Raw genomic sequence first — 17,717 nt, 5'->3', positions numbered from 1 at the left:
GGCTTAGCGTGGGGTAATCTGTTTAATTTAACCTTGCGCGGCAAGATTGACGCCCGCTGTACTACATTTGCGGTAACTCTGTACCTGGAGGAAAAAATGAGCATTTCCATCCGCATCGACGATGCGCTCTACGAAACCGCCAAGGCGCGAGCCAAAGCCGAGTGCCGCAACAAGCATCCTACTGAGCCCAAATAGGCCGTGCCGCACTGGACAATCCGGACTTGCCCATCGAGTTCGTGCACGATACTTTAATAGCCATGGAAGATGAATCGGAACCTTTCGAATTGCCTAAAGCCATCAACCGTCTATTGGAGCGGATGACGCATTTAGCGATTAATCCGTTGATTGAAGATTTAACGATACAATTTAGATATCAACACCGCGTCAAATTATCCGATGCGATAATCGCCGCCACGGCCACAGCATTAAACTATTAATGCTGGACAAAAAACTTGCAGTGAAATTGTAAGGTCAGTTTATATAGATTGGGCAAACAGTCTTATCGTTTGCCCAATAGTGGTCACGCGATAATGTTGGCAAAAAAGCGTTGCCCAACCTCCCCGGCTATCCCTGATCGCAGCCCGGCTTATCGGCACTGATTTGCAGGGCATCGAATGCCTGTTCCAACACCTCCATAAAGCCTTGACGTCTCCCGTTCCAAGCAATGGCCGGGGCGATAAAGACATCGACGAAAAAAGGTACCAGCACAAACTCGCCCTTGGGTAAACACTTGCCCAGACCGCTAAAAAATACCGGGGTAATGGGAACGTCCGGACGCTTGCTTAACAGGTGAGCGACGCCGCTTTTGAATTTGCCGCGCCGTTCCGGTTGGCCGCGGGTGCCTTCCGGAAACAGGATCAGAATTTTTCCCTGATCCAGCGCGGTTAACAGCGGCGCCAGCGTATCGCCGTCCCGAGCCGAGGGCCGGCGGTCTATCGGTATGATACCGACGATGTTTAATGCAAACGCTTTCAACCAGCGATTGCGGCAGAAATAGTCCGCCGCAGCGACCGGATGCACCTGGGGGATCAGCGCTTGCGGAAATAGAGACATCAACACCAAAGTGTCCAGGTGGCTATTGTGATTGGCAACCACGATGGCCGGCCCGGAGTTTGGCAAATGTTCCCGGCCGCGCACGTTCAGGCCAATCAGGAACAATACCAAAGGTTTGACCAGCAGCAGATAAAATAGGCGGCGCAGCATTTGAACCTTCAATAATGCAGGAAATAGACGTAGTGGAAAAACAGCGGAGCGGTGTAGGTCAGGCTATCCAGACGATCGAGGATACCGCCATGGCCGGGCAGTAGGCTACCGCTGTTCTTAACGCCGAGGTCACGTTTCAAGGCCGAAATTGTTACGTCGCCGACGAAGCCGGCCACCCCGATCAATAGGCCGGCGCCCAAGGCTTCGATGCGAGTCAGCGGCGTCAGCCACGGCGCCAGCAGCACCGCCAGGACCGCCGTGCTCAATACCCCGCCCCAAAAACCGGCGAAGGTTTTGTTGGGGCTGACTTTCGGCACGATTTTGCGCTTACCCAGGCTTTTGCCCCACAGGTATTGGGCGACATCGTTGATCTCGGTTAAAAAGATCAGGTAAATCAATATACCCATCGAACCGCCGCCCGGATTGTTCTCCGCCGGCAAGACCAGCATGAAGGCCATGTGGCTGAGGCTGAACACGCAAATCATCAAGCCCCAATGCAAGGTGCCGATGGCGCGCAGAAAACCTTGGGTTTCGCCGATCAATATCATGCGCATCGGTAGCCATAAAAAGACATAAATTGGAATAAAGATGATGAACAGGCCGTACCAGCCCGCCCATACCCAATAATATTGCACGGGAATTGCCAAATAAGCCCAAAACAACACCCGGTGATCGGCGCGCCGGGTCGGAATCAGGGATAAATATTCCTTGAACGCCAAAAAGCTGATCAGGCCCAGTACGATCACCGAGGTGGCGCGATTAATCAGCACGGCCACTGCAAACACAGCAACGATGATCCACCAAGTCCTGACACGCTGGCGTAACTCGCTGTAGTCGCATTCGGGCCTGCGGTGTTGCAGCGTAATCGACAGGCAGCTGGCGATACACAACATCAAGGCGATGCCGGCAAAAGCGATTTGCACACTGAGCGGCAGATTGATCGATGTCATGCGTTTACCTCCCGCAGGGCTTTAAGGCATCGGTTGACAATAGTGACGCCGATCAACAGCAAAATGACGGCGAACAGCGCGTTGACCCAAGCGCCATGCCAGCCCAACCCGACGCACAATGCCAACGCGCCGAACACGAAGGCACGGTCGCTTTTGCCCATGGGGCCGTCGTAACGCCTGGATGCGCCGATTTGCACCGCAACCACGCCGGCCATTTCGCTGATCACCGCGGCAATGACGATGCCGACCACCAACCATGGCTTAGCTCCCGGCAAAAGCGCAAAAGGCAGGTACAAGGCGGTGTCGGCAAATACATCGCACAGCTCGTTCAATATACCGCCCAGAGCCGACTGCATGTTGTGTTCGCGGGCCAGCATGCCGTCGATCGCATTCAAGGCCATGCGCACCAGCATCACCAGCGGAATCGACCAATAAATGCCGGGATACCAGCTTGGGTAGAGCAAAGCCGCACCGACCAGCAGCGATAACGCCATCGCGGCTAAGGTAACTTGATTGGCAGTCACGCCCCGCGCCGCTAGCCACCGCACGCTGGGCCGCAACAGGTTTTGAAATGCCGGTTTGATGTCGTAGATGGAAGCCATAAGAACCTTTAGGTCGTGTCGTAAGCGATGGTGTTGCGGAAAAATCGAAATGTGGGCTAACGTAATAGCTTAGTTCATTTTGAAGAGATTCATAGTCGGGGCTGCTTATTCTTTGGCTTCCGGGCCCGGCTCGGGCGATGGCTGTAACATTTTCTTCACTCAAAACAGGTTGGACACTTCGCGGGATATGGGATTATGGAAAGGACACAAACACATAAGTCGATTTCACATCCAATACCAGCCGTTGGTTAACAATATTTTCAACTACCTGAATGTCGTAAAATGGCCGAGCCAAGACGATCAGCCGTATTTAACAAATGTAAGCCGAGCTTGAAGCTTATTCCTGAAATGCCAGATTGGATTTATATTTCTACATTATTTTTCATACACTTATTATTATGACGACTGCTATTGAATTGATCCTCGCATCGAGTTCGCCGTACCGGCGCGAATTATTGAAAAAACTTGGCCTTACGTTTGATACGGCTAGCGCGGATATCGATGAGACGCCGCTGCCCGATGAAGAACCGATGCAGACCGCCATGCGTTTATCGCTGCAAAAGGCCGCAGCGCTGGCGCCTATATTTCCGCAACACCTGATTATCGGCTCGGATCAAGTGGCAATGCTGAAAGGCAAACCGCTAACCAAACCCGGCTCCCGCGAAAACACAATTGCGCAATTGGCGGCCGCCTCGGGTAAAACGGCGAACTTTTATACCGGCATCTGCGTTTACGACAGCCGTAACGGGCAACATCGCGTCGACTGCGATCATTGCGCGGTAACGTTTAGAGCGTTATCGCGACAGCAAATCGAACACTATGTCGATCGTGACGAGCCTTTTAACTGCGCGGGCGGATTTAAAGCGGAAAGTTTGGGCATTGCCTTGTTTGAGCGCATCAAGGGCGACGATCCGAATGCATTGATCGGTTTACCGTTGATCAAGCTGATCAGGTTGTTGGAAGTCTTTGGAGTCAGGGTGATTTAACTTCGACTCCGGTTCCTTACACGGCAGGAACACCCGGCTCGACCATTACCCGCTAAGCTGTAACCCACCAACCTCGGCTTACAAATAACTCAACCACCTTTTTTCCGGATGGTTTTGTTTGTAGCTTGAAAATACATTGCACAACGGAAATAACAAGCAAACGACCAGCATCCAGAAAAAATAAACCGTACTCAAGTTATAGCCGTATTCAGGTACGGGCACTTCGGGAAAAGGTTTTGCGAGGGAGCCTGTAAACAGCCAGTCATTGGGCAGTCCCCTGATTTGAAGTATCAAAGCCATGGCGCCGTGTATCAGCGGGATATGCAGCACATAAAAAAACAGCGGCGTTTTACCGAAGATCAACAATGGCTTACTAAACCATGGGACCTTAGTCCATTCAAACAACAGCAGCAGCAAAAACATAACGGACAAGGTAACCAGCAGGTACAGCAAGGACGGCGGATATTTGCTGACGTTTATAAATGAAAAAAACGTGATCAAGCTGTCCTTTTGCGTGGTCCATAGGGAAGCGTCGCCGTAAAGATTAAATAAACGCAGAATAACAAATAGTGCCAGCATTGCACCGACCAAACCCAGTACAACCGACAGCCTGAATTTTGGCGTTTCCAGAAACAAAGGCCCAAAGCAATAACCCGCCGCCATGACCCCAAGCCAAGGAATCAAAGGATACAAAACCGATAATGCGTAGCCGGGCCAATATTCAACATTGCCGGAGACATGCAGGACTGTCCAAATCCAGGCCCAATTCCCGAAAGCGCTGGGTTGCACAGCATCTAACATGTTATGCCCAAAGATGTTCAGCACGGCGAACAGGGCGATTGCCCAACGTGGTAAAAATACTAAAACGCTCAATACCAGCATGGACCAGCCCAGAGCCCAGATTACCTGGATGATCGCGTAATGAAAGTCCAAATTAAACGTCCAGCCGAAGCGGACGACCGTAAGCTCCAGAATAACCAGCCATAAGCCGCGCTTAGCCAAATAAGCCGACAGTTCAAGCTTGCTCATGGCATGGCGCACGGTCGATAAGTAGGCGCTGACGCCGGCCAGGAAAACAAAAGTCGGCGCACAGATATGCGTGATCCAACGCGTTAGAAAATAGGCAGCGTTCGTATGCTCAAGATCGAGCGGGGAAAATTGCGCACCCGAAAAATAGTCGCGGGTATGATCCAGAGCCATCAATAAAATGACTAGGCCGCGTACACAGTCAATTGAATTTAAGCGTTGTAAGCTGGGTTTCATAGACTTCTGGCCGTGCTGAAATTGGAAACTTGATTCTACCATATCCCGGCACCGGCTCCGCTTCTTCCGAAGGGAGTTGGCGCATTATCCGGGATAAAATAAATACATCCAGTAAAACATCGGCATTGGCTTTAACCTTGCCGGTAGAAGAGATTTATCATCGCGTGCAAAACGAGGACATGGTTGAGTTTTTGATTAGTAAAGCTGAGCAATAGCTGGGATCATATTGGCTGAAAGATAAACTCGGTAGGGGGCATCGCGCCCCGGATAAAAACACTAAAAGCGCTTTAAAAGCATTTCAACAGACAATTCATTTCAAGAATCAAAATGTTCCAGTACGCTTGGGTTCCCAAATGGAGCGCGAGGCGCCCCTACCGAGCTGGACGTAACCTAATGGTTGCAGTGGTGTCTTGCCTGCCGGCCGTGCTGTTAAAAACGCAACTTTCGCGATTGATGGGTTCGTACCTCACAGCCCTCCGCCAGACCTTCCAGGTTTTAAAAACCTGGAAGGTCTACTCCGGTACGAAAAAATTTCCTCCGCCCGCCTGATCCGTTAGACTTGGCGCCTCTAAACCGGAGCGCGTCCATGTCGCAACCACCCTCTGCATTCGCCATCAGCCTGTAAACAACGGTCTTTACCCAATCCGCCTGACGCTAAAACGTCCCGGACAACCGGATATGGAAGCCGAAGCCAATATCGACTTTGCGCTGACCGACCAACAGCAACAAGACTTGCGCTGGCACATGGAAGACTATTTGTCGCAAGCCGAAACCGTCGAAGCCGTGCAAATCGAACAAATCGAAGCAATGATGAAAGAGCGCGGCGAATAGCTTTACCGGCAAGTGCTGGCCGCCAATGACAATACCCAGGCGCTATGGTTTTCGATCCGCAACCTCGATGCCGCCGAAGCCGCCTATCAACGCAGCTTGGATTTGCATGCCGCCGACGATGCACTGGGGCGTTCCCGGCGCTTGCACCAAATCGGCAACGTGGAGCATCAACGGTTTAAAGAGGCGCGGCGACGCTCCGAGCCGCCGGAAACTTTGCTCCAATACGTCCAACTGGCCGAAACCCGGTATCTTGAAGCCTTGCGGCTTTGCCCTAAACACGCGATTACCGATCTGGGGCCGATGCGCAACAGCAACGCGACCTGCTCCACAGCGCCCTTGCTTACACCGAAGCCGCTCCCGACAGTCTCGGCCGCCATCCATGGCAGTCGTCTTACCTGGAAGGTCTAGACACCATTCCCGGCATGATCGGCTATCGAGAAGGAGCGCGATGCGCTCTACCCGGCTATGCACGGCCCCGTTCGCCGATCAATCATCGTCCTCGTATTCGCCTTCCCAATCCGGATACTGCTCAGGCGGCGTCCCGCGTTTTTCTATCACCGTCAGTTCGGAATAATCCGGCTCTGTCGGCGGTACGGCTTCAACCCGGATTTTAAATCGCCAGTCGTCGCCGAAATCAAAATGGAAAATGAAGGTCTTGCCTTTATATAAAGGCAAGTAGCCGACCGGGCAATCGTCGGTGCAATATTCGTGGTCACGTTCCACGTAAGGATGCGCGATGCTTTCCTCTATGCCGTATTCGTTTTTATAAATAAATTCATACAAATGATCGCTGTCAAAATCGAAAGCCTCCAAGATGCCGTATGCCAATTCATCGAGACTGATGTTGGCGGGAACGGCGATTTTGCAACGTGCTTCGCCGAGCGACACGTTGAAAATATAAGCCCCTTCTTCCGTTATGCTACGCTCGACTTGAAGCAAGCTTTTTTCCCAGGCTGGAATATATTTTTTGAATTCGGTTTCCCAGATGCCCGATCCGGCCTGGCCGGGCTCATCGTCTTCAAGAAACGACATGACTAAATTATTTTGCGCAAAATAACTGAATATAGCCCGTCCCCAAGCGGTGGGCTTAATGACAGACAACGGCCATGTTTCGTTCTCATCGGCGACGGTACATTCAATGTCAATAAAACCGAATAATTCCATCACCGCCAGATTGTGCAAGCCGGGGCTAAAGCGCAGACGATCCATGTTGTCGCGATTGCTCTTAACATCGAGCCTGTCCCCCAGATATTTCTGAAAAAATAACAAGCAATCGTAAAAGTATGTCGGACTAAGAAAACCATGTCTTTCTCCCAGCATTGCCGCGTCCGCACGGTAATAAAACGCTTGCAGCAAAGAAAAGTAGCGCTCCGCCGGATTCAGTTTGTTCCAGTCGTCAAGAACATCCTCGTAGAGCATTAATTTGCTTTTTTTCCCATCGATCGCCGCGTAACTGAGGCCCGAGCTGCGCAACAACAGGTACAACCCGTTAATATAAGGAAAGGATTTTTGCAGCGGACGTTTTAATTTAACGTCCAAAGGATGCGTTAATCGCCGGTTTATATCCGCCAGCGTATTCAGGGCAAATAACTGAGTTTTTTCGGAAACGGCAATGCCTGTTTTCCCGATAAATTCCAACAGACTGTTAAAGTCTTTTAACAGCGTTCCCGGTTCTGTATCGCTAAACCGTTGCTTTTTCAGTATCTCGATTTGTTCAGGCGTGCAGGACGTTAGCTTGGCGGTCATGATTTTTTCCTTTTCTTTCAACAATCAACTGTTTCAACGATGCTTTGCCGGCAGCCACTCCCTTTTCGGCATAGTTGTTTAAATCGGGTCCTATTTGTCACGATACAGCGGTACCAGCCGGTCAATACTCACAACAAGGCTTAGATTGAGCTAACTCAAGGAAGCTCAATCTACGCACTCATAAGCGGTAAAATCACAAACCATCGGGCAACGGAAAAAAACCGTTGCCCGACCGACTCAATTAAGGCTGCACCTTAAACGTCTCGGTATAAACATCGCCTTTCGTACAAACATCCCTTTTAGTCGGCAATTCACAAGACGTGTCGGCCACTTCGGCTTTCAACTCCCCTGCTTTGTCCGGCACGAAGTAGAACCTGAAATTCGGGTCGGCGCTGATCGCGATGTCGGTTTTCGCGGTAAACACCGGTTTGCCGTTGAACGTGACTTTCACGTCTTTAACGAAATGCGATCTTTTAATGAAACGCGTGATTTGGTCCATTTGCATGCCGGTGATGTTCGGGTGGCTGATCATCAGTTGCACTTGGTTAGGTTCGCCGGTTTTGACTTGGTCTTCCAGCCTGAATTTCATTTTACCCAGTCTGGCCATCGCTTCGTCCAGGTTGGCGCCGATTGGAGCGGAACAGCCGCCGCTGGCTTTGACGAATTTTTTCGTCATCACCAGTTTGCCGTCGTTCATTTCGGCAATCGCGCGGATATTACTGTTGGAGTTGACCCGTATCCGCATCGCCACGTCGGCTTTGCCGCTGTCCGGCGTAAAACCGAAATCGCCGACGAACGGGAACGGGTTGTTGTCGACCAGCACCAAGATGCGCTTGATGTAGTTGTCCTTGCTTTGCTTGATTTTGCTGGTGATCTTGAACGGCACCAAGGCCGGATCTTCGGCGCGTATCGGCGCGTCCAATTCGATCACGTCGTCGGATTCCTGGATCGCTTGCTGGGCGAAGTATTCGGGCTTCAAGACGTTGTTCCAGATTTTTTCATCCTCGGCAGCGGCCGTGTTTCCAACCGGCAATAAAGCCGTCAACAAGATGGCGGGTAATATTTTTTTCATGGCATTTTCCTGTTTGGTGATGGATTTATTCCCATTCTAATTCGGCAAAAGCGGTGGTCACATTTTTGCGGTGATAGTCGTCGAACAAGGCCCAGTTGTTTTTCTCGGAATAGCCGATCGTTTGCACGGCGTCTTCCAGATGCTGGCCTTTTTTAATCGCGGCGCGGATTTCGGTTTGCAGCAAGGTCAGGTAATGTTTTTCCGGCTGGAGGCTTTGCGGCCAATCGCTGACGACATCGCCGTGGCCCGGTATTACGTAACGGAACGACTGTTTTTCCAGTTTGTCGATTTCGGCCAGCCAGCCTTTCAGGCTGCCGTCCAAGGTCGGCACATGCTCGGTAAACAACAAGTCCGACAGCCACATCGTACTGCTTTCCCGGTCGTAGACGCTCAGATCGTTGTCGGTATGCGCGGCGGGATGGGCTGTTAGAACTAAGGTACGGCCGCCCAGGTCCAGTTTCATGCTGTCTTTAACTTCAATATCCGGCGGAATCAAGTCGGTAGCACTCATTTTGACGCCTAGTTGTTCGGCGGCCCTGTCCAAATAATACGAACCGCGCGCGGCCATCGCCCGAGCCAGTTTATGGTGGCCTACGAATTTAACGCCGGGCGCTTTGAACGCGCTGTTGCCGTTGATATGGTCGGGATGGACATGGGTGTTGATCACGTAACAAATCGGCGTTTTGGTGGTATCGCTGACGGCTTGCTTCAACGCCGCGCCCTGCTCCGGATTGCCGCCGCTATCGACGACCGCGACGCATTTTTGCCCGACGATAAAACCCAGGTTGGCGATTTCGCCGTGGTTGTGGCTGTCGGGGAATAGGTGCTTGCCGAAGTGGACGTAAATGCCGGGCGTCACTTCCTTGACCGACAACGCGGTAGCGGCCGTCGCGGGCACGGCTGCCGCCAGTAATAGACACAGTAATGGAACTTTCATTAGTTTTCCTTTTATGAATATTTTTTAATTTACAGTCCGTTTGCGCCAGAGTGTTTTAACTCGTCAGTAGCGCCCGTTGCGGCGGACTTTTTAACTTTGATCGATTTGAAACTTTAAGACTAAGTGCGCCATAGATGAGACTGTTTTCATCACCGGCATTGCCTTGGGCAATGCATTTAAATAACAATCCCATATAATTTACATAGACTTCTATTTCAATTAAACAGGTGAATAAGCTGCTGTTGTAGAACATGTTTTCGCTCATCCGCTGTCAATCGGCATGCAATACCTTACTGTACAATAGAAACTATGGTCAATTTTGAGCAATCGATGAGTATAATATTGCGATAATGCTTATTTACTAAACTTTAAGTTATGTCTTTTTTTCCACATCCTGATCGTCATGCGCTGGCTTATGCATTCAGTTTGGCGATGTTCTGTTTCACGCCACAGCTATATGCCGACCCAACCCAGTCATGGCTGGATGCCGTTACGGTTTCAGGATATGCAAAACTGACGGCCAGCGCACCTAATCGCGCACCGACTGCCGTTGAACTCGATGATTTAAGTTTATTTGTTTCAGGCAAATTTAACCGCTGGCTCAATCCTTTCATGGAGGCCGAAGCTTATAAAATGCCGCTGTGGGAAGAAAGTAAAGGTCTGCAATTCAATAGCGCGCAACTGGTCATTGAACGGCTGTATAACGATATTCATATTACCGAAGACGACACTTTTCGCGCCGGTAAGTTCCTGGCGCCAATCAACCATTGGAATATCGTCCATGCCGCGCCACTGGTATGGACGACCACCCGCCCTGTCACATCGAACTATTCCCGCGCCAATTACGTTACCGGTTTCAACATCCGTCACGATTTTGACGCGTTGTCCGGCCATGCGCTTGAAGTTTATTGGCAACCGGCCGCAGAATTTAATCCTAAACCGTTAACCGAACATGAGCGCCATTATCAAACCGTGGCAGGCGCCCGCTGGATCGCCCATGAAGATTTGGACTATTATCTGGGCGTGTCTTTTCAACATGCGGATGTTGACAAGAGCAATGAAACTCGCAATTCGATTAGCGTAGACGGCAATTGGCAACATAAATGGTTTGAATTGGAAAGTGAATTGCTGTTCACCCAAGTCGACACCGATCAACTGCATTATCGCCACCACGATTGGGGCGGCTACGTGCAAATGGCCGTACCGTTGGTTGACCATTTCAACCTGATTGCACGCTATGAACATTTCGAATTCGCCAATAAACTCGCGCCGACCGATACCGCGCTCGGCGGCATCGTCTATCGCCCGGTACCGCGCTTGTCGTTCAAGCTTGAATGGCAGCAGACCGAAGGCAGCGTTTATCAAAATCAAACCGGCCTTTACAGCTCGATTGCGGTGTTATTCTGATGAAACGATTACTTGTTTTAACACTGACTTTCGCATTGATGCCGTTTTCAAGCGCATCGGCCGATTTATATATTATTGCCAATAAGAGCTTGCCTATCGCACAGCTGGCTAAGGACGATATTGCGGCGATTTATTTGCTTAAGAAGAAACATTGGGAAAACGGCGATGACATCATGCCGATTAATTTACCCGCACAAGCCGATGCCCGTAACCGTTTTACGGCTGAAATCTTTGACAGCACGCCGGAAAAATTAGGCAGTTATTGGGACAAAATGCTGTTTAAAGGAGAAACCCCGCCGGTCACTCAAAATTCCGAGCAAGCCGTTGTTTTGTTTGTGGAACGAATCAAAGGCGCGATCGGTTACGTAGAAACAAAACCGCAAAGTTCACAAATTAAAATCCTGCAACAATTTTCAAATAAATAAACGACGGATCATTTTATGCCACGCTTTTCTCTTTCCGTCCGTTTAACGCTGTTTTTCAGTTTTATCGTGCTGTTAGTAACCACGACGCTGAGCGCTGTGGTGTTTTATCAATTCGGCGAAAAAATCAATCAACAGATTGAACGCAACCTGACCGGCATTGCCGATCATAAAGCTGCCGAGATCAGCAATGCATTGCTGTTCGAGCGCACTAACCTACTGTCCTGGCGCGCCTCGTCGGTGATGCTGGACGTGGTGGTCGATGATTTGGACAAGCGCATCAATACCGAGCTGGTCAATTTGAAACACTATTATCAGTTGCCGGGCGATTTATATGTGTTCAATGCGGCGGGCGTACTGATCGCTTCCACGCAGCAGAATGTATTAAAAACCCAATTACCGGCAGCCTGGCAAACGCAACAAGACTACTCACTGATCTTTAAACATGAGGTGCCTTTTATTAACGGCAGCGTCATTGCTCATGTCACTGAATTAAAACCGCCGCAATTAAAAACGCAGGGCTATTTAGTCATGACTCATCCTTGGGATGATATTAGCCGGCTGCTTGCGCCGAATGAGAGCAGTTTTGCGCTGCATAAAGCCCATGAAGGCAATCAGGGCAGCGCCGACCTTTTTACGGCCAACGGTATCCAAACAATCGAGATAAACGACAATTTTCCGGAACACCCTTCGTGGGTTTTTGACGATATTCGCTATTTGGGTTCGATTTCAAAATCGGTATCGGTCGGCGATTTCAGCTTTCAAATTGCCGCGTTCATGCCCGAAAAGCTCGCCCATCAACCGCTGCTTGAATTAACCCAAAATTTGTTGCTTGCCGCCGCCTGTGTCGGCGTACCGATGCTGATACTGGTCGGCGTGCTCAGCAGGCTGTTGGTGACGCCGATTAAGAAACTGACCGCCACTATCCGCACGATTGAGGATTCCGATGATTTGTCGATCAAAGTGCCGGTTTCAGGTCATGACGAAGTCGCGGATTTAGGCGATGCGTTTAACCGCATGACGACGCGCTTGGGCGAGTTGTTTAATAAATTCCTGGTCGTGGAAAAAGAATTGGAGAACCTAAACCTCAACTTGGAACGCCAAGTTGCCGACCGCACCGCGCAATTGCAGGACACGCTGATAAAGCTACAATCCGCGCAAACCCAACTGGTCCAATCCGAAAAAATGGCGTCGTTAGGACAATTGGTTGCCGGCATCGCCCATGAGATCAACAACCCCATTGGCGCCATTTACGCCAACCTGCCGCCGTTGGAAGAATACATCGACGATATTAAAAGCACCGTAGCGTTTGCGCAAAGCTGCGCCGATGAAGCCGGAGCGCAAAAATTGAACGCGCACATGGAACAAATTGACTACACGTTTGTCACCGAAGACTTGGAAAAACTGCTGAGCAGCCAAAAGCAGGCGGCAAATCGCATTCGCAACATTGTCCTGGCTTTACGTAATTTCTCCCGTCTCGATCAAGGTGAAGTGAAAACGGTACGGATCGAGGAAGGCCTGGATTCGACCTTGCAAATGCTGCATCATAATTATAAAGACCGCATTAATGTCGAGACCGATTATGCGCTCAATGAAATGGTCGAATGCTATGCCGGCGAATTGAACCAAGTCTTCATGAACATTTTGGCCAATGCGATTCAAGCCATTCCCGATAAAGGCAGCATTTTCATCACTACGGCTAGGATCAACGATCAGGCCATCATCAGCATCGCCGACACCGGCACCGGCATGCCTGAAGAAATCAAAAAGAAAATCTTCGATCCGTTTTTTACGACTAAAGAGGTCGGCGAAGGCACCGGTCTCGGCTTATCGATTTCTTACGGCATTATTGAAAAACACCAAGGCACACTGACGGTTGAATCCGAATTAAATCGCGGTACGCGCTTTATCATCGCTATTCCACTTCGCTTGATTAAGGATGCTTAGAAATGCATACGTTGTTATTGATTGATGATGATCCCGATGTATTGGCGACGTTAACGCGCAGTTTTCGCAAAGGCTATAAAACCTTATCGGCCAATGGCGGCGAGGCCGGAATTGCGTTTTTAAACGAACAGCCGGTCGATTTGGTTATTTGCGATCAACGCATGCCCAACATCAGCGGCGACCAAGTTCTCGGCCATGCCTTGCAAGTCCAGCCCGATGCGATCCGTATCTTACTGACCGGTTATGCCGATGTTGAATCGCTGCTGACCTGCGTCAACGAAGCGCATATTTATAAATACGTGACCAAGCCTTGGGACCCGGCCGAACTGAATTTAACGGTGGTGCGGGCGTTGGAAGCGTTGGTTTTAAAACGAAACCTGGATACCGCGCGTGAACAATTGGAAATCGCCTATAAAGACGCGGTAATGATGTTATGTTTGGCGGCAGAAGGCAAAGATCAGGATACCTCCAGCCACTTACAGCGTGTGCAGTATTACACCGAAGCATTGGCTATCGCGATGGGCGTCGATAGCAAAGCCGCGGCGCACATGGGCTTAATGAGCATGTTGCACGATATTGGCAAATTAGCCACGCCCGATGCGATTTTGAAAAAGCCCGATAAATTGAGTCCTGAAGAATGGGATGTCATGAAAGAGCACTCGCTCAGCGGGGTACGTATTTTAGGCAATAACCCGTTTTACGAAACTGCACGGGAAATTTCAGCGGGTCATCATGAAAATTATGACGGCAGCGGTTATCCGCACGGTTTAAGCGGCGACGATATTCCACTGTCCGCGCGTATTGTAAAAATCGTCGATGTGTTCGATGCGCTGACAACGCAACGCCCCTATAAACAGCCGTGGCCGATGGAAACGGCGATGGCGCATATTGAATCGCATGCCGGTATGATGTTTGATCCTGAGGTAGTGGAAAAGCTAAAAACATTATTTGCCGACGGAACGCTAACCCGTATCAAATCTGTATTTTAAACATCTCAGTGCTGAACAAGGCTCCATCAATACGGGAAATATTAGTTCTGGGCGACTCGCACGCCCCTGTTTTCAATCATCCGTTGTTTAAAGAAAAATTTCCGGACCGGTTGTTCAATGTACAGACCGTCATTGGCGCAACCGCATCGGGACTGGAAAACCCCAATTCAAAAACCCAGGCATACCCTATCTTCCGTGAAACCGTCAAACAAACCACCGCAAAACAGGTTATCGTAATGTTGGGCGAAGTCGATACCGGCTTTGTGATTTGGTATCGGGCGCAAAAATACCAAGAATCCATTCCCGTAATGCTGTATAAAGCCATTGCCAGTTATTCCAAGTTTCTGGCTGAATTAGCCGTGTGTTTCGAGGTTATCTGCATCAGCACCCCTCTACCGACCATTCAGGACGGCAACGACTGGGGCGACATCGCTAATGCCAGGCGGGAAGTAACGGCTTCGCAATTCGAAAGAACCGCGCTAACCCTGGACTTTAACAGGACCATGCAGGAATTCTGTATGCGGAACGGCATCCGTTATGTCATGTTGGATGATGTATCTTTGGGTGATAACGGTATCGTCAAGGCGGAACTGCTTAACAGCGACAGTAGTAACCATCATTATGATCAAGATCGCTATGCTTGTTTGTTGATTGAGGGGTTAACGGGGGTGGTTTGAGTCAGATAATAATTAAACGTTAAATGCCACATTCACTCGCTGACAAGATTAATTAGCTGATCTCTGCCAGTTCTCGAAGCTTTCCCAAGAAATAGTTAAAACTCGGAGATGTATTATTATCCAAATCCATATGAGGAGTAATATTCTCAGCCCATGCCGATTTTTCAGCACCTACAACATGCCATCCCAGACTTGAAAGATGCTGCGAACCACCTTTGTAGACCGCATCGGCAAGTCGCTCCCATGTTCCGCAAACTGAATCGCTGACATAAGTATTCAACACAGTATCTTTAGCTTTGGGATAAGCTTTTTTATTGCAGAAATATCGCCGAGAAGCCAGGCTTCGCCTTCTTCGATAGCAATACAAAAACGAGTTTCAGGGCCTGGATCACAGGCATTCAACAGATTGATGAGTTCATTCCGAAAGCTTTTCAGGCATTTATCATCAAGATCGCAAACTACAATAACTACCGCAGGGTATCCCTGCCATGATTTTCCGTAACCCGCTAACAATCTTGGTAGGTTAGCCAATAAGATACGCTTGCTTGCATCGACGCTGTAACTCATTTTTTCGGGGATTCGTCCGACTCCCTTGTAAGATTTAACATCGAATGTATGGTTCTTACCAATAATTTTGGGTATAAGAATATCTAATGCGATTTTTCCTGACTGGTCTTCAACGAGTATTTCGAAATGCATGAATTCACCTTGCATCCAGATAATCGCTGTACCAAAGTCCACCTAGAGGCAGACCTTCGGCGACCATGTTCTTCACCAGCTCGTCATCGCTGGCTCGCCGAATAGTCGAAAAGCCGTCTGCGCCTTTATCTAAAATCCAAACTTCATTCGGTTCAAGTGCATCGACAAAATAGGGTTGATGCGTGGTGATAAAAAGTTGAGTACCGCCTTTGCGACCAGTTGCATGAATTCGGAACTCGGCGGCTAATGCTTCCAGCAGCTTGTGGTACAGACCGTTTTCAGGTTCTTCGATACAGATAAAGGGGGGAGGTGTAGGATCTTCTAGCAGCAATAAATAAGCGAATACTTTTAACGTGCCATCAGACATTTGCTGAGCATAAAACGGGTCTTGAAAACCTTTGTCATTGAAACGCAACAACAAACGCCCATCCGAAGTCTTTTCGGTATCGATCTTGTCGATGCCGGGGATTTTTTCCGCAATGCGGTCCAAAATGCTTTGAAATTTATCCCTGTATTCGCGCTCCATGTACTGCACCACATTAGCAAGGTTGTCGCCTTTGCTGTTGAGGTGTTGCAGTGCTCCTGTCAGGGGGAAACTTCTCGCTGCGTCGGGGGTGAAATAGCTGAGGTACCAGCCTTCTATAAATTCTCGAAAAGCGGAGATTTTGGGGTGTTGTTTAAGTGCGCCTAGCGTGGCAATGCCGAGTTTTCTATTATCGGAAAGCTCTACTACTTCTGCTCCCGGCTCCATCGCCATTTTTTTAAACATTTGCTGAAGACTTGAATCTTCGAGAAGAAAATTTAATACACGAAATCCCTCCTCATCTTCCGCAATCTCCTTACCTTCTCCTTTCCAAACAGTACCTTGTCCATTACTTAGTATCAAGAAAGCATTATCTCGTCCATAAATCTGCTGTTTTGGATGTTGGAAAAGGTATTCTGTCTCTACAACAGGTCGCCCGGAATCATCAAGATTAATAACTATAATGTAGGTAATAGGATAGGCATTCTCATTCTCCCGATAATAAATTTCGAACATTATCGGTTCAACAGCTCCTTGAGAACGTATTTTTTGAAAGCCGCCTCGACCGTGTAAATCACAAGCCTCCTCTACACCAAATTTAAGTGCATCCGCCAGAAAACCAAAGACATCAAATAAGGTGCTTTTACCTACACCATTTTTTCCGATAACAACGGTCATATCGGTCAGTGGCTCTGAATCAGAACCATACGCCAACTTTCCGAGAGTGACATTTTTTAAACCGCGAAAATTCTGTATCCTGATGCCTTCAATTTTAGCCATTTTTTATCTTCCGCTTCTGTAGCTGTAACCAAAACACCAGACATAATATAGATGGTGCATTCCAAAGCTAACAAGCAGCGATCAATCGTGTAGCACAGCCAACGCACTCTCATAATCCGGCTCATTAACAAGCTCATCAACCAATTGCGTATAAATTACTTTGTCATGCTCATCGATAATGACAACGGCACGGGCAGTCAAACCGCGCAGGAAAGTGTCGGTGATGGTCACTCCGTAATCGTCGGAAAAACTGGAGCGGAAAGTTGACAGCGGGATGATGTGAGTCAAATCTTCCGATTCGCAAAAACGGCTTTGCGCAAAAGGCAGGTCGGCGGAAACCGCTAGCACGACGGTATTATCCATATGCGAGGCTTTCTGGTTGAATTTGCGCGTTGAGGCGGCGCAGGTTGGCGTGTCCAGGCTGGGCACGATGTTCAGGACTTTTCTTTTACCGGTGTAGGTTGCCAAAGTCACATCCACTAACTGGCGGCTGGTCAGCGAAAACGGAGGAGCATCGCTGCCGACTGTGGGTAGTTCTCCGGAAGTGTTTAAAGGTTTGCCTTGAAATGTGATTGTTGCCATGAGATTGACTCCTGTAATGTGGATTTAATATGACTAATCGGTAAAAATAGGCCGGAATAAGACCGTTTGAGCGGTAGCGAAAACCGCCGTTTCCGGCAAAC

Annotated in this window: 22 protein-coding genes; 10 read left to right on the top strand and 12 right to left on the bottom strand. The window is 49.3% G+C overall.

All coding sequences use genetic code 11. From position 1 onward, the window contains the following. Positions 1-257: 257 nt before the first annotated feature. A complete protein-coding gene (locus EKO24_RS22590; protein WP_206667286.1) occupies positions 258-437 on the top strand; it encodes a hypothetical protein in 180 nt (59 codons plus the stop codon). 127 nt (positions 438-564) lie between these two features. Here EKO24_RS22590 and EKO24_RS14835 read toward each other — a convergent pair whose 3' ends face one another. The 3 genes from EKO24_RS14835 to EKO24_RS14825 are packed head-to-tail and all read right to left on the bottom strand — an operon-like array spanning position 565 to position 2,755. Beyond that, positions 565-1,203, bottom strand: a complete 639-nt coding sequence (locus tag EKO24_RS14835; protein WP_127028491.1) for a lysophospholipid acyltransferase family protein — start codon at positions 1,201-1,203, stop codon at positions 565-567. Between the two features lie 8 nt (positions 1,204-1,211). Then, complete coding sequence (locus EKO24_RS14830; protein ID WP_127028490.1) at positions 1,212-2,153, bottom strand: phosphatidate cytidylyltransferase; 942 nt, start codon at positions 2,151-2,153, stop codon at positions 1,212-1,214. Next, positions 2,150-2,755, bottom strand: coding sequence for a CDP-alcohol phosphatidyltransferase family protein (locus tag EKO24_RS14825; protein WP_127028489.1), 606 nt, complete (start codon positions 2,753-2,755; stop codon positions 2,150-2,152). Before EKO24_RS14825 ends, EKO24_RS14830 begins: the two co-directional genes overlap by 4 nt. Before the next feature lie 398 nt (positions 2,756-3,153). Here EKO24_RS14825 and EKO24_RS14820 point away from each other — a divergent pair, with 398 nt between their 5' ends. Beyond that, positions 3,154-3,741: a Maf family protein gene (locus EKO24_RS14820; RefSeq protein ID WP_127028488.1), complete on the top strand. Its 588-nt coding sequence runs from the start codon at positions 3,154-3,156 to the stop codon at positions 3,739-3,741. Between the two features lie 78 nt (positions 3,742-3,819). On the opposite strand, the gene EKO24_RS14815 is transcribed toward EKO24_RS14820, so the two are convergent. After that, on the bottom strand, positions 3,820-5,004 hold the full coding sequence (locus tag EKO24_RS14815; protein WP_127028487.1) for an acetyltransferase domain-containing protein: 1,185 nt from the start codon (positions 5,002-5,004) through the stop codon (positions 3,820-3,822). Between the two features lie 29 nt (positions 5,005-5,033). Here EKO24_RS14815 and EKO24_RS14810 point away from each other — a divergent pair, with 29 nt between their 5' ends. The 3 genes from EKO24_RS14810 to EKO24_RS14805 all read left to right on the top strand — a co-directional run bounded on the left by EKO24_RS14810 (position 5,034) and on the right by EKO24_RS14805 (position 6,243). Beyond that, a complete protein-coding gene (locus EKO24_RS14810; protein ID WP_127028486.1) occupies positions 5,034-5,219 on the top strand; it encodes a hypothetical protein in 186 nt (61 codons plus the stop codon). Positions 5,220-5,682: 463 nt separating this feature from the next. Further along, entirely contained in the window at positions 5,683-5,835 is a 153-nt protein-coding gene (locus EKO24_RS22415) for a hypothetical protein (RefSeq protein WP_154671598.1), read from the top strand. 12 nt (positions 5,836-5,847) lie between these two features. Then, entirely contained in the window at positions 5,848-6,243 is a 396-nt protein-coding gene (locus EKO24_RS14805; protein WP_127028485.1) for a hypothetical protein, read from the top strand. 78 nt (positions 6,244-6,321) lie between these two features. Here EKO24_RS14805 and EKO24_RS14800 read toward each other — a convergent pair whose 3' ends face one another. The 4 genes from EKO24_RS14800 to EKO24_RS22905 form a co-directional block, all read right to left on the bottom strand. After that, positions 6,322-7,581: an IS1096 element passenger TnpR family protein gene (locus EKO24_RS14800; RefSeq protein WP_127028484.1), complete on the bottom strand. Its 1,260-nt coding sequence runs from the start codon at positions 7,579-7,581 to the stop codon at positions 6,322-6,324. 241 nt (positions 7,582-7,822) lie between these two features. After that, positions 7,823-8,653, bottom strand: a complete 831-nt coding sequence (locus tag EKO24_RS14795) for a quinoprotein dehydrogenase-associated SoxYZ-like carrier (RefSeq protein ID WP_127028483.1) — start codon at positions 8,651-8,653, stop codon at positions 7,823-7,825. A 25-nt stretch (positions 8,654-8,678) separates the two neighbouring features. Beyond that, positions 8,679-9,590: a quinoprotein relay system zinc metallohydrolase 2 gene (locus tag EKO24_RS14790; protein ID WP_127028482.1), complete on the bottom strand. Its 912-nt coding sequence runs from the start codon at positions 9,588-9,590 to the stop codon at positions 8,679-8,681. Between the two features lie 55 nt (positions 9,591-9,645). Then, on the bottom strand, positions 9,646-9,843 hold the full coding sequence (locus EKO24_RS22905) for a hypothetical protein (RefSeq protein WP_143733237.1): 198 nt from the start codon (positions 9,841-9,843) through the stop codon (positions 9,646-9,648). A 122-nt stretch (positions 9,844-9,965) separates the two neighbouring features. On the opposite strand from EKO24_RS22905, the gene EKO24_RS14780 reads away from it, so the two are divergent. The 5 genes from EKO24_RS14780 to EKO24_RS14760 are packed head-to-tail and all read left to right on the top strand — an operon-like array spanning position 9,966 to position 15,032. Then, on the top strand, positions 9,966-10,997 hold the full coding sequence (locus EKO24_RS14780; protein WP_127028480.1) for a hypothetical protein: 1,032 nt from the start codon (positions 9,966-9,968) through the stop codon (positions 10,995-10,997). Next, positions 10,997-11,422 carry a type 2 periplasmic-binding domain-containing protein gene (locus EKO24_RS14775; RefSeq protein WP_127028479.1) on the top strand — a complete coding sequence of 142 codons (426 nt, stop codon included), beginning with the start codon at positions 10,997-10,999 and terminating at the stop codon, positions 11,420-11,422. The genes EKO24_RS14780 and EKO24_RS14775 overlap by 1 nt, the downstream gene beginning before the upstream one ends. Before the next feature lie 15 nt (positions 11,423-11,437). Then, positions 11,438-13,366 carry an ATP-binding protein gene (locus EKO24_RS14770; RefSeq protein WP_127028478.1) on the top strand — a complete coding sequence of 643 codons (1,929 nt, stop codon included), beginning with the start codon at positions 11,438-11,440 and terminating at the stop codon, positions 13,364-13,366. A gap of 2 nt (positions 13,367-13,368) precedes the next feature. After that, entirely contained in the window at positions 13,369-14,355 is a 987-nt protein-coding gene (locus tag EKO24_RS14765) for an HD domain-containing phosphohydrolase (protein ID WP_127028477.1), read from the top strand. An 8-nt stretch (positions 14,356-14,363) separates the two neighbouring features. Continuing rightward, positions 14,364-15,032: an SGNH/GDSL hydrolase family protein gene (locus EKO24_RS14760; protein WP_241674564.1), complete on the top strand. Its 669-nt coding sequence runs from the start codon at positions 14,364-14,366 to the stop codon at positions 15,030-15,032. Positions 15,033-15,084: 52 nt separating this feature from the next. On the opposite strand, the gene EKO24_RS22900 is transcribed toward EKO24_RS14760, so the two are convergent. From EKO24_RS22900 to tpx, 4 genes are all read right to left on the bottom strand, one after another. Continuing rightward, positions 15,085-15,312 (bottom strand): hypothetical protein, encoded by a 228-nt coding sequence (locus EKO24_RS22900; RefSeq protein WP_206667285.1) that lies wholly within the window; start codon positions 15,310-15,312, stop codon positions 15,085-15,087. Next, the gene (locus EKO24_RS14755) at positions 15,309-15,731 is read right to left on the bottom strand and encodes a hypothetical protein (protein WP_206667284.1); all 423 of its coding nucleotides are present in this window, start codon (positions 15,729-15,731) and stop codon (positions 15,309-15,311) included. The genes EKO24_RS22900 and EKO24_RS14755 overlap by 4 nt, the downstream gene beginning before the upstream one ends. Before the next feature lie 4 nt (positions 15,732-15,735). After that, complete coding sequence (locus EKO24_RS14750) at positions 15,736-17,034, bottom strand: AAA family ATPase (protein ID WP_127028476.1); 1,299 nt, start codon at positions 17,032-17,034, stop codon at positions 15,736-15,738. 81 nt (positions 17,035-17,115) lie between these two features. After that, positions 17,116-17,616, bottom strand: coding sequence for a thiol peroxidase (gene tpx / locus EKO24_RS14745; protein WP_127028475.1), 501 nt, complete (start codon positions 17,614-17,616; stop codon positions 17,116-17,118). Positions 17,617-17,717: the final 101 nt, after the last annotated feature.

This window comes from Candidatus Methylobacter oryzae, from assembly GCF_003994235.2.
GTDB lineage: Bacteria > Pseudomonadota > Gammaproteobacteria > Methylococcales > Methylomonadaceae > Methylobacter_A > Methylobacter_A oryzae.
Note: the sequence above shows the minus strand (reverse complement) of the source record. Positions and strands in the feature narration are given on the sequence as shown.